This is a genomic window from Flavobacterium collinsii, from assembly GCF_946903285.1.
GTDB classification, from domain to species: Bacteria; Bacteroidota; Bacteroidia; order Flavobacteriales; family Flavobacteriaceae; genus Flavobacterium; species Flavobacterium collinsii.
Genome location: NZ_OX336425.1, coordinates 5527198 through 5539159, shown reverse-complemented (window position 1 = coordinate 5539159; position 11962 = coordinate 5527198). Strand labels below are relative to the sequence as shown.

Genomic DNA, 11962 nt, shown 5'->3' with positions numbered 1-11962 from the left:
GCTTTTTGCTGGTGTAAGCATAAGAAATAAAATGAATTTTGGCTTAAGGCTTAAGGCTTAAAGCGTAAAGCATAAAAAAAATGAAACTAAAAAAAATAAACGAGAAGTTACAAGAGGCTCTAATTGAAAACGGTTTAACAGAGGCAAATGTTTTGCAGCAGGAAACTTTTTCGACTATTAAAAGTGGGGCAGATTGTATCATTCTTTCTCCGGCAGGGAGCGGAAAATCTACAACAATTGTATTGAATGTCATTCAGCAATTGGCAGGTCAGACAGAAGAATCGCCACGTGCGTTGATTTTTGTAGAGGACAAGGCCAAAGTGTTAGAAATGGAAGCGCTTTTTGAAAAATACGGAAAATATACCAACCTTGAAGTTTACGGAGTACACGACAAAGGTGATATGGATTACGATAAAAACTATATCTCTACCGGAATTGATGTTCTGATTGGAACGCCAAACAAATTGAGCGATATGTTTACAACGGCGGGCTACAATGTAAATCGATTGAAAATGTTTATCCTGGATGATGCTGATCCTATTTTGAAATTACGTCACGAAACTAAGATTATGCGTATTTCAAACAGTATTACCAAAACACAACGTATTATTTTTGCAGAAACCTTAACAGAACGCATCGAAATTTTAGCAGATAAAATGTTGCTGGAGCCTTATGTGTTTGATATGGAAGATGAAGAGGAACTTGAGGATGAGGAGGATATTGAAGAAGAATAAATTTGTGAAATAATGGATTTTATATGGAGATTTTCAAAACATTTAAATTTTTAATGATTACACTTTTAGTTTTTTTTATTGTAATTTATGTTTTGATCGTTTCTTACGTATATTTCAATCAGACTGAAATGGTATTCCAGAGGGCGCAGCTTCCTAAAGATTATCAATTCAATTATCAGCAAAAATTTGAGGAGCTAAACATTAAGTCTTTTGATGGAGTAGAATTGAATGGATTATTATTTAAGGCTGAGAATTCAAAAGGTTTAGTTTTTTATCTCCATGGAAATGCGGGGACACTTGAAACTTGGGGAAAAATTGCAAAAATCTATACCAGATTGGGATATGATATCTTCATATTAGATTACAGAAGTTTCGGTAAGAGTGAAGGCGAAATTAATGATGAAGAGCAATTAAACAAAGACGTATCTGCTGCATATAAAACATTATCTAAAAGATATTCTGAAAGCAATATTATTATCGCGGGCTATTCAATAGGTTCCGGACTAGCTGCTATTTTGGCTTCTAAGAATAAACCAAAAGCATTGATTCTGCAATCGCCTTATTATAGTTTTACAGAATTATCAAGTAGTAAAGTACCGTTTTTTCCGAATTTCATGAAGAAATTCCGCTTTGAAACCTATGAATATTTGCCAGAAATTAAGACACAGATTTATATTTTTCACGGAATGGAAGATCGTTTAATCCCCTATGAAAATTCGGTTCGATTGAGTAAAATGATAAAATCCAATGGGCATCTTTATCTGCTAAAAGGGCAAGGGCATATTGGTATGAATGAAAACAGTGATTTTCAAAATCAATTAAAAAGAATATTAGAGTAAAAAATAAATAACAATAAAAGTAAGATGTCATGGGATTAATGAAAGTGTATTCAGGTAGTGAAGTGTTAGCAATTGCTTTACAGGAAAGATTGGAAGAGGCAGGATTGGAAACAGTAAAGAAAGATAACATTCAATCGGCTCGTATGGCTGGTTATGGCGGTTCAGATTTGGCAGTAGAGGTATTTATTCAGGAAACCGATTTTGCAAAAGCTAATCCGATTATCGAAGAGTTTAGAATGAGTCTTTAATAATTGTAGTTGTTTTGTGAAGTGTGAGATGTGAAGTGTGAAATGTGAGATGTAAACTGTGACTGAGTACTGAGACTGAGACTGAGTACTGAGACTGAGTACTGAGACTGAGTACTGTGACTGCGACTGAGCACTGCGACTGCACACTAATAACAGGCAGCTGAAAATAAAAAATATGCAATATAAAATGTTAGTGCTTGACATGGATGATACCCTGTTGACAGACGATCATAAAATTTCAGACCTTAATAAAAAAGTACTTCTGGAAGCACAAGCAAAAGGCGTATACGTCGTTTTGGCTTCCGGTAGGCCTACATCAGCAATGACTGCTTATGCTAAGGAGTTAGAGTTAGATTTGTATAATTCCTATATCATTTCGTTCAATGGTGCAATCATAAGTACGGTTAAAGATGATGTGATTTTGTTTGAACAAAAGTTAACGGTGGAGCAAATTCATGAATTGTATGACTACAGCGTAAAAAAGAATACTCACATCATCACTTATCTGAACGGTGAGATTATAAGTGAAACCGATTCGGAATACATTGAAGTTGAAAAAGAAATTACCGGATTACCACACAATAAAGTATATAGTTTTAAAGAAGCTGTGACTGAAGCTGCAGTAAAATGTATACTGCTGGAGGAGCCTTCTTATCTGAAAGAAGTCGAAAGTGATTTAAAAGCAACAATGCCACATTTGAGTGTTGCGATGTCAAAACCTTTTTTTCTGGAAGCAGCACAGAATGGAATTGATAAAGCAGCCAGCTTAAAACTTCTAGCCGAAAAGTTGAACATTCACCAGAGTGAGATTATTGCCGTTGGAAATGCTGGAAATGATTTGACCATGATCGAATATGCAGGACTTGGTGTTTGGGTAGATAATGTAACGCCGGAATTAAGAGATAAGGCAGATTTAATCGTGGCTTCCAATAATAATGATGGCGTAGCTGAGGTAGTGCAACGATATATTTTAAATTAAAGTCTATGAAAGACCCAATTGAAACTGAACGACTACTTTTAAGAGAATTACTTCTTTCGGATACTGATGGAATGTTTGAATTAGATTCTAATCCAAACGTGCATCTTTTTGTGGGAAATAAACCCGTGAAAGAAATTCAGGAAAGTGTAGATATGATAAAACATATTCAGGGACAATATGAAGCTTTTGGAATAGGCCGTTGGGCAGTAATTTCAAAAGAAACCAATGAGTTTTTGGGTTGGTCCGGAATAAAGTTTATTACCACGGAAATTAATAACCATAAAGATTTTTATGAAATTGGATATCGTTTCATCGAAAAACATTGGGGGAAAGGTTATGCTACCGAAGCCGGAATAGCATTTGTTAATTATGCTTTTAATGTCATAAAAGTAGAAGCTCTTTATGCTTATGCTGATGAAGGAAATAAAGACTCAAGAAGAATATTAGAAAAACTAGGTTTTTGCTATGTCAATTCTTTCGAATATGAAGGAGAGTTGGAAGTCTGGTATGAATTAAAAAATCCAAACTTGTAAGTAATCCTAAGAAATGTGTTCCAAATCTTTGCAAACTCAACTCATTTAAGATTTGCAAAGATTTGGAAAACAACTCGAAGTTCTTAATACCTAAACTAAAGTATTAAATATTATTTTTTAGCTACAGAAACAAAATACTTATTTCCATCACCCATTGTCAGTTTTACACGTTCGTCACAAAGATCGATTGCAAAATTGGCACTTTCGTAACAAGTACAGGTTGTATTTTTGTCTTTAGACATTTCGGTCTTGCAATTGTTGTTTTTAAAAGTTGACAATTGTGGCGTGTATAAGCTTACTAAATCAGTAGAAGCGGTTACCAACGAAATGATACTTGCTGAATTATTGTTTGTAATCCTGTAAACAATTCTGTCAGTATAGTTTACTTCGTTTACAGTTACTTTACGGATATAAGTGTAAGCTGTTGAGCCTTCACCCGGTTCTTTTACTTCAAATTTAAATCCAACCGCACGAATTGCAATATCAAATTGAGTTTGAGAGTTTAAGCTCGCCCAGGTTGTCAATGTGCTGATAGATGGAAATGGATTAGCAGCTGGAGCAGTTTGTGCCTGGGCGCTAAAAAGGGTTAAGAACATCAAGCAGATTGTGGGTAAAAATGCTTTCATATGGAGTTTTAATTTTTAATTTTTGCCTACTCTTTCTGGTTTTCGGCCTTCCCATTTTTTACTGTAACAAAACAACAACATAACGATGGAAAATCAAAATTGTTACGTGCTATTTATGATTTAAATAATACAACTTTCGCTCACTATTTTTTGGAGAAGTGAAAGTACTTCTAAAAACAATTCAAACAAAGCTAAATGTAAGAAAATTTCAATTTAATGGGTGTAAAATTGTACTTAATCGATATTATTTGCGTTTAATCGATTTGTTTGTCAATTTATTCCTATCGATTTGTTGTTTTACTTTTTTAGAGACACTTTTTTTAAACCTTTATTTTGTTTGATTTGTAGTTTTTTAAAATGAATTAAAATAGAGGTTTGTTGCAAAATATTGATATATAGTGTATTATTGATTTTATTTTAAAGAATATTGTACGTAAATTTGCAAACTCTTCAAAAGAGATGTAAATATAATATCTTACTACTTAAAACGTAGTTTATTCCTATGGAAAATAGAAAAAAAGTTGCCTTTTATACACTTGGTTGTAAACTGAATTTTTCAGAGACTTCAACTATTGCCCGAAACTTTAACGACGAAGGTTTTGATCGTGTTGATTTTGAGGAAATAGCAGATATCTATGTCATCAATACCTGTTCTGTTACAGAGAATGCCGATAAACAGTTTAAGCAGGTGGTAAAAAAAGCAATGAAGCTTAATGAAAAAGCTTTCGTAGCGGCAGTAGGCTGTTATGCCCAGTTAAAACCGGAGGAATTAGCGTCTGTGGATGGAGTTGATTTGGTTTTGGGAGCAACAGAAAAATTTAAGATTACCGATTATATTCACGATTTGAGCAAGAATGACATGGGTGAAGTACACTCCTGTGAAATTGCCGAAGCTGATTTTTATGTGGGAAGTTATTCTATTGGAGATCGTACCCGTGCTTTCCTGAAAGTTCAGGACGGTTGTGATTATAAATGTACCTATTGTACCATTCCGTTAGCAAGAGGAATTTCGAGAAGTGATGCTTTGGAAAATGTATTGCAAAATGCGAAGGAAATCTCGGCTCAGAATATTAAAGAAATTGTTTTAACCGGAGTTAATATTGGTGATTACGGGAAAGGGGAGTTTGGAAATAAAAAACACGAGCATACCTTTCTTGAACTGGTTCAGGCTTTGGATAAGGTTGACGGAATTGAGCGTTTGCGAATTTCATCTATCGAGCCCAATTTGTTGAAAAATGAAACGATTGAATTTGTTTCAACAAGTCGAACTTTTGTACCGCATTTTCATATCCCGTTGCAATCCGGAAGTAATGATATTTTGAAATTGATGAAACGCCGTTATTTGCGTGAAGTTTATACTGAACGTGTAAATAAAATTCGTGAAGTAATGCCTCATGCTTGTATAGGTGTCGATGTTATTGTTGGTTTTCCGGGTGAAACAGATGAGCACTTTTTAGAAACCTATCATTTTCTTAACGAAATGGATATTTCGTATTTACACGTATTCACTTATTCGGAAAGAGATAACACAGAAGCTGCAAACATGCCAGGAATTGTTCCGGCAAATGTAAGAGCGAAACGCAGTAAAATGTTACGCGGATTATCGGTTAAAAAACGCCGTGCTTTTTATGAAAGTCAGTTAGGATCTAACAGAACTGTTTTGTTCGAAAGCGAAAATAAAGAAGGATATATTCATGGTTTTACAGAGAATTATGTAAAAGTAAAAACACCCTGGAATCCAGAATTGGTCAATACCTTACAAGAAATAAACCTGACTAAAATTGACGAAGACGGAAGTGTTCGTCTCGAGTTTTTGAATAAACTGGCAGAGGCTTAAATCTAGTTTGCCATTTCAAGAAACGAGAATCGGGCGATAGTGAACAGACGAAGTAAATCACATTAGAAATTCGACAAAGAGTAGAGTTCTAGACTAAGTAACTCCAATCTTGTTATTTCGGGGTGAGGAGAAATCACACGAGAAACTCAACAAAGATCGGCGAATTTAGGAACGGAATTACTGGTGTGATTTCTCCTCGAGTCGAAATCACAGAAAAACAGAAAAACCCTTTGTAAAAAGGGTTTTTCTGTTTTTAAAATAATTAATTCTGATTTTCCGGAACGACCAATTTCAGCGAATTGATATAATCGGTATCAAATTCAATCACTCTTATTTTTTGCGGATTAAAGCTTAATTCTCCGCCAAACTGACCTTTTGTGTCCAAGAAATCGATGGTAAGTTCTTCATCCGTCAATTCGATTAATTTTCCTAAATAAGCCGATTTTGCTGATTTTTTAGAAATCTGGAAAATACCATACTTGTTGGTAATAAAATTTATAATGGAAGTCAAATCTCTTATTGGAATGATATCTTCGGCATTTGTTTTTAGCCCTTTTAAACGGATTATTTTTTCTGTAAATGCCAGATCCTGATCCCTGTGAATGGCTTCGATGTTTTTATTTTTGAGCACTACAAAACCATCCAGAATAAAATCTACGGGATTGTTTCGCAATAAAATCCATTCATCTGAATAGTCAATAAGAAATCCTGTAAAAAGTTCTTTCTTATCTGTAAATTCTATGGCAATTAATTGTCTTAAATATTGTTCCATCATATATTTTTTTTGAAATCACAATACTGAAATCCCAAATTCCAAAACGAGTTGAAATTTTATAAAAATGTCAAAAATTGGAATTTGGGATTTAAGTATTGGAATTTATTTTTTTAAGGATTAGTAGACCAGATGCTGCTGTTTTTAATGAAAACGCGACGGTTTAATTTCAATTGTGCAATAATCAATTCGGCTACATCTTCGGCCTGCATTACTTTTTCCGGATTTCCGTCGGTTAATTTTAAGTCAATAGCTAAATCAGTTGCTACAGTACTTGGTGTTAAGGCAGTAACCCGAATATTATGTTTTCTCATTTCGTGCATTAAAGAATCTGTTAGTCCCAAAACAGCAAATTTAGAGGCACTGTAGGCACTTGTTAAAGCATTTCCGTTTAATCCGGCCGTTGAAGAAATATTGATAATCTCACCTGTTTTTCTTTCAATCATGTTTGGAACAACAGCACGGGTTGTATAATAAGTCCCCATTAGGTTTACTTTGATAATATTTTCCCATTCTTCCGGTTCCAGTTCCAGAAAATTACCAAATTTACCAGTACCTGCATTGTTGATCAGAATATCAATATGTGTAAATTCGGCTAAGGCTTTTTCTACAGCATTATTTATAGAATTTATGTCAGAAACATCAGCAGATAAAGCCAGAGATTTTACACCCAAATTATTGGTTTCAATTGCCAGTTGCTCCACATCGGCCAGTGTCCTTGAAACTAAAATTACATTAACTCCTTCTTTTGCAAGTGCAAGAGCAATTGCTTTTCCTATTCCTTTTCCTGCTCCTGTAATTAAAGCATTTTTATTTTTTAAGTCTGTCATGATTGTAATGTTAGAAATGCCAAAAGCATCATTTTAGTACAACAAAAATAAGGCTTTTGCTTCCTAAATGATGCTTTTAAGTGTTTTCTTAATCTAAGTTTAACAACTTTTTTATTCTTTCAAAACCATGTCGATACACATTACTGCTGCCATGATTAGTTGTCTTTGCGAGCTGTCAGCAGCTACAGTTTCTTCAATTTGAAGGATATAATTATCAGCGCTGGTGAAGAGTTCTTTTCCCATCCCGGCCCATTTTTTACTTACTTGCGCCAGTTGTTTATTTTCATGTGTAAACTTAAAATCCCAGCCTGTCCATTTTCCCTGAAGCGTAGCAACCGGTTTTTCATTCTTGTCTAAAATCTCAAATCTGCCACCAAAAGAAAAGAATTTTTGCTTAAACGTTCCTATCAGTCTGTCTTTCTCGTCAAAAACTTCAACAGTTGATCTGAGCCAGGCAATACCACGTTTAACTGTAATTACTTTCTCGCCTGAAGCCGTTGTAATTTCAATATTAAAAGGAGTCATTCTTTTGTAATCGGTAAAACGAAATACTTTGGTAAAAAATCCCAGATTATTTTCTCTGCAATTCAGGATGATCTGATTGTTTTCGGGATTGTAAATATCATAGTTGTTTGCTGCTTTAAACATGCCAACATGTTCTTTTACAAGAAATAAATTCTGATTTAAGATAGGGGGGCTTAAATGAAGTATGAAATTGATTTGTAAATAATCCTTTAAAGATTGTAGTTTGAATTTTCTTTAAAGAAGATCAAATGTAAAAATAATTTTGTTAATAAGCCCCTGTTAAAATAAAATCCGCATCATTAAATCTTTAATTATTTTCTTTTGTTGTAATAATTATAGCGCCATTTATTCCTCTATTTCCATAGAGTGAAGTTGCTTCAGTTTCTTTTACAATTTTTATCTCTTTGATATCATTTGGATTTACTTTAGAAAATTGTTCCGAATTTATTATAACTCCGTCAATAATTACCAAAGGTGCATTGAGAAGAGATTTTTTTGATGGTGCACATATTATGATCCGATTATTGGTATTTACTGGCTCTATAGTAGAAATGGTTTTCTCTTGTGCATGTGTTGTAAAACAGAAAGATATATAGAAAGCCAATGAAATAAGTTTTATATTTTTCATCATTAAATTTTAAATAAGCATTGCCATTTATTTTTTTCAAAGTTTTTAGACAAAAGATCGACGAACTTTATTAATAAAGAGGGTTAAACATTTAAAGCAAGTATTCACGTCAAATTGATAGAATCATTGTCATTCCAATCAGAGAGGAATGACAATGATGTTTTTTAAGGTTCTTTAAAAAAAATAGGATCAGGATTTAATTGAATTTTGCAGCTTCAATCAAACGAATAAATTCTGCTTTATATCCTTCGGTATCATTAGACAGTCCTTGCTTGGCTAATTTCAAAATGGCATCCGGAGATTTATCCGAAATGAGTTTTGAATCTCTTAGTTTTAATCCGAACCAGGCTACCGAAGAACTGAATTTAAAATCATCAGAAGCTTTTTCTAAAGCAACGGTTTTGTTTTCGATTACCTGTACCAGTTCTATACTTTTGTTACCATCAGGTTTTTTGTAACGGAATTTTATAGTTGCAAGTTCATTGTTGTAGTTTGCTCCGACTTCTTCTACTTTTGTATACTTCAAGTCGTCCGCTTGTTGTGCTAAAAAGTCACTTTTCACTCCTGCAGGAATAATTTCATACAAAGCCGTAACAGTGTGATTACTTCCCAATTCTCCAGCGTCAATAGCATCATTCTTAAAATCTTCCGGACGTAACTTTCTGTTTTCGTATCCAATTAAACGATAGGCCTGAACTTGTTTAGGATTGAATTCGATTTGAATTTTTACATCTTTGGCAATGGCAAACATAGAACCTTTGAATTCTTTTCCCAAAAAACGATTTGCTTCCTGAATATTATCAATATAGGCATAATTTCCATTTCCTTTATCGGCCAGAATTTCCATTTTACTGTCTTTATAATTTCCCATTCCGTAGCCCAGACAAGTAAGGAAAACACCGGTTTTTCTTTTGTCTTCGATTAGTTTTTCCATGTCTGAATTAGAAGTGTTTCCTACATTAAAATCTCCGTCGGTGGCCAGAATCACTCTATTGTTTCCGTCTTTGATAAAATTTTCTGCTGCGATTTTGTAAGCCAGTTCAATTCCGGCACCTCCGGCAGTGCTTCCTCCGGCATTTAATTTTTCAAGAGCCTCAATAATAATTTTCTTTTCGTCACCTGAAGTTGGAGGTAAAACCAGTCCTGCTGCACCGGCATAAACGACCATGGCAACTTTGTCTTTCGGTCGTAACTCATTTACCAGTATTTTTAATGATTGCTTTAACAAAGGCAATTTATTTAGGTCGCTCATTGATCCTGAAACATCAATTAAGAAAACGAGATTGGAGGCAGGCAAATTCTCTGTTGGAATATTTTTGCCTTGTAAACCAATTTTAAGCACTTTGTTTTTCGCATTCCATGGAGAATCGCTAAGCTCTGTATGAATAGAGAAAGGATTTTGATCCTTAGGTTGTGGATAATTATATTTAAAGAAATTCACCATTTCTTCCACACGAACAGCATCTTTGGGAACCGTTTGTCCATTATTGATAAAACGTCTTACATTGGTATACGAAGCATTATCAACATCGATGGAAAACGTAGAAAGAGGTGCTGTTTTTGGGCTCTCAAAGGCGTTTTCTACAAAAGTATTGTAGTCTTCGTCATTAGGTTCTACCGGTTGCGGAGCAGTTATTTTTTTCAGTTTGGTATTTAATTCTTTCTCTGTAAGGTTTTTGTAAATGCCGTTCTTTGTAGCAACAATAACAACTCCGTTTGAGGCTCTGCTTCCATAAAGTGAAGTAGCTTCTGCTTCTTTTATAACTTTTACTTCTTCCACATCATTCGGATTGATTTTTGAGAATTGATCAGATTTCACAGGAACACCATCGATTATATACAAAGGTTCATTTTTAGAAGAAATAGATGCAGTTCCTCTTATAATTATGTTTTGATTGGGAGACGGCTGAACGTAATTGCGAGTGATTTGTGGTCCGGCAACTCTTCCCTGAAGTGTTGAGGTAATAGTCTTAGCAGCCATTTTCTTGTCACGACGGCTGTAATTTGAGCTTTGGTAGTCGGCGTTTGAAGATCCATAACCTACGATTACTACCTCTTTAAGCGATTCCTGATCAATACTTAGTTTAACATTAATCACATTTTTATCATCCACAGTTTGAGTTTGAGAGCTGAATCCAATGTAACTAAAGATCAAAATGTCGCCTTTTTGAGCCTTAATGGAATAACGACCATCAAAATCGGTTTGAGTTGTGTTTTTGGTATTTTTAATCACTATAGTTACTCCCGGAAGCGGTATGTTGGCTTTGTCGGTAACTATTCCTGTAATGATTTTCTCCTGTGCCGATGCTACGAAACATATAAGCATAGATAGGGCTAATGAAATAAGTTTTACGTTTTTCATGGTAGTAATTTTTAGATGAATAATCGGGTTGAGCGGGGTCAGAGCTTAAAGCCCTGACAAAGATTTTTTGAAATTAAATTGGAGTTTTGCCGTTAGTCTTTTGCTGCAGGTTTTCCTTTTCGGGTTGTAATGATTACCACTCCTTTTTTTCCTTTTTCGCCATACTTTGAGGTGGCTTCAAGATCCTGAAGAACGGTAATTGTTTTGATCTCCTGTTTGTTTAAAGGAGCATACGGACTGGTTGGGTTCTGACCAAATAAGTCGCTTTCAGAATAGTAAATTCCGTCAATAATGTACAATGGAGCATCCAGTACGACAAGAGAATCCACATTTTCAGGCTGTAAATTCGGAAGTTCTGTCTGCATCATTTGATCCCTTTTGGCATCGTCTTTGTGCGAGATTGGATTTCCGTTCAAAACAATTAGAGGAGCGCTTTTTCTGGCCATTGTTGCCTGCTTTTCTGCATAAGCCATTTTAGCTGACTCTCGCTGCATTGATCCGGCGTATCCATAAGTGGCAACGGCTTTGTCTTTTGTGACGCTGCTTTCCTCTTCTTTATTTTTATAAGATTCGGATTGTACAGCTACCGGAGCAGCAATTTGATCTGCAACGGCTGGTGGAGCGACTTCTGTGATTACAGCATTGTTGGGAGAAGATTGTATTTCCTGTAATGCTACTTTTTGCTGTTGTTTGATTTGCTGGTCTAAAATTTTTACCGCTTCTGCTTTCGGAACTATTATAGAATCTGAAGAAACAATTGCGTTCTCTTTTTCCAAAGCGGGCTGCTCTGTTTCGTTAACTACAACTTTTGGGGTTGATAGTGGAGTTGTTTTATCTGATTTTAAAAATTGGGCTCCTAAAGAAATGAGCAATAAAAGAGAGGCTGCGATGGCAATTTTTTTCCATAACGAAATGGTTTTTTTATCCTCTTTTTTGTCCAGTTTATCTTCAAGGCGCGACCAGACTTTTTCCATTCCCGGGAAATCTTTAGTTTCCGAGTTCTGTGCGGCCTCTTTAAATTTATCGAATACTTTATCTTGATTGTCCAT

Annotated in this window: 13 protein-coding genes; 6 read left to right on the top strand and 7 right to left on the bottom strand. The window is 34.8% G+C overall.

Annotated features, from left to right (window positions below; all coding sequences use genetic code 11):
• Positions 1-80: 80 nt before the first annotated feature.
• From OGZ34_RS22285 to OGZ34_RS22265, 5 genes are all read left to right on the top strand, one after another.
• Positions 81-734, top strand: coding sequence for a DEAD/DEAH box helicase (locus tag OGZ34_RS22285; RefSeq protein ID WP_263361787.1), 654 nt, complete (start codon positions 81-83; stop codon positions 732-734).
• A 53-nt stretch (positions 735-787) separates the two neighbouring features.
• A complete protein-coding gene (locus OGZ34_RS22280; protein ID WP_263361786.1) occupies positions 788-1573 on the top strand; it encodes an alpha/beta hydrolase in 786 nt (261 codons plus the stop codon).
• A 29-nt stretch (positions 1574-1602) separates the two neighbouring features.
• Positions 1603-1821 (top strand): putative signal transducing protein, encoded by a 219-nt coding sequence (locus OGZ34_RS22275; protein WP_173966174.1) that lies wholly within the window; start codon positions 1603-1605, stop codon positions 1819-1821.
• A gap of 175 nt (positions 1822-1996) precedes the next feature.
• Complete coding sequence (locus OGZ34_RS22270) at positions 1997-2800, top strand: Cof-type HAD-IIB family hydrolase (protein WP_173966173.1); 804 nt, start codon at positions 1997-1999, stop codon at positions 2798-2800.
• 5 nt (positions 2801-2805) lie between these two features.
• Positions 2806-3333: a GNAT family N-acetyltransferase gene (locus tag OGZ34_RS22265; RefSeq protein ID WP_263361785.1), complete on the top strand. Its 528-nt coding sequence runs from the start codon at positions 2806-2808 to the stop codon at positions 3331-3333.
• Between the two features lie 110 nt (positions 3334-3443).
• Here the strand turns inward: OGZ34_RS22265 and OGZ34_RS22260 are convergent, their stop codons facing one another.
• Complete coding sequence (locus tag OGZ34_RS22260) at positions 3444-3959, bottom strand: hypothetical protein (RefSeq protein ID WP_173966171.1); 516 nt, start codon at positions 3957-3959, stop codon at positions 3444-3446.
• 502 nt (positions 3960-4461) lie between these two features.
• Here OGZ34_RS22260 and mtaB point away from each other — a divergent pair.
• Entirely contained in the window at positions 4462-5796 is a 1335-nt protein-coding gene (mtaB, locus tag OGZ34_RS22255) for a tRNA (N(6)-L-threonylcarbamoyladenosine(37)-C(2))-methylthiotransferase MtaB (RefSeq protein WP_173966170.1), read from the top strand.
• Positions 5797-6058: 262 nt separating this feature from the next.
• Here the strand turns inward: mtaB and OGZ34_RS22250 are convergent, their stop codons facing one another.
• The 6 genes from OGZ34_RS22250 to OGZ34_RS22225 form a co-directional block, all read right to left on the bottom strand.
• Positions 6059-6568 carry a hypothetical protein gene (locus tag OGZ34_RS22250; protein WP_263363153.1) on the bottom strand — a complete coding sequence of 170 codons (510 nt, stop codon included), beginning with the start codon at positions 6566-6568 and terminating at the stop codon, positions 6059-6061.
• A gap of 113 nt (positions 6569-6681) precedes the next feature.
• Positions 6682-7398: a 3-ketoacyl-ACP reductase gene (locus tag OGZ34_RS22245; protein WP_263361784.1), complete on the bottom strand. Its 717-nt coding sequence runs from the start codon at positions 7396-7398 to the stop codon at positions 6682-6684.
• 111 nt (positions 7399-7509) lie between these two features.
• Positions 7510-8088 (bottom strand): LURP-one-related/scramblase family protein, encoded by a 579-nt coding sequence (locus OGZ34_RS22240; RefSeq protein WP_396193441.1) that lies wholly within the window; start codon positions 8086-8088, stop codon positions 7510-7512.
• A 142-nt stretch (positions 8089-8230) separates the two neighbouring features.
• Positions 8231-8554: a Plug domain-containing protein gene (locus OGZ34_RS22235; protein WP_263361783.1), complete on the bottom strand. Its 324-nt coding sequence runs from the start codon at positions 8552-8554 to the stop codon at positions 8231-8233.
• A 193-nt stretch (positions 8555-8747) separates the two neighbouring features.
• Positions 8748-10913: a YfbK domain-containing protein gene (locus tag OGZ34_RS22230; protein WP_263361782.1), complete on the bottom strand. Its 2166-nt coding sequence runs from the start codon at positions 10911-10913 to the stop codon at positions 8748-8750.
• Between the two features lie 92 nt (positions 10914-11005).
• The gene (locus OGZ34_RS22225) at positions 11006-11962 is read right to left on the bottom strand and encodes a hypothetical protein (protein ID WP_263361781.1); all 957 of its coding nucleotides are present in this window, start codon (positions 11960-11962) and stop codon (positions 11006-11008) included.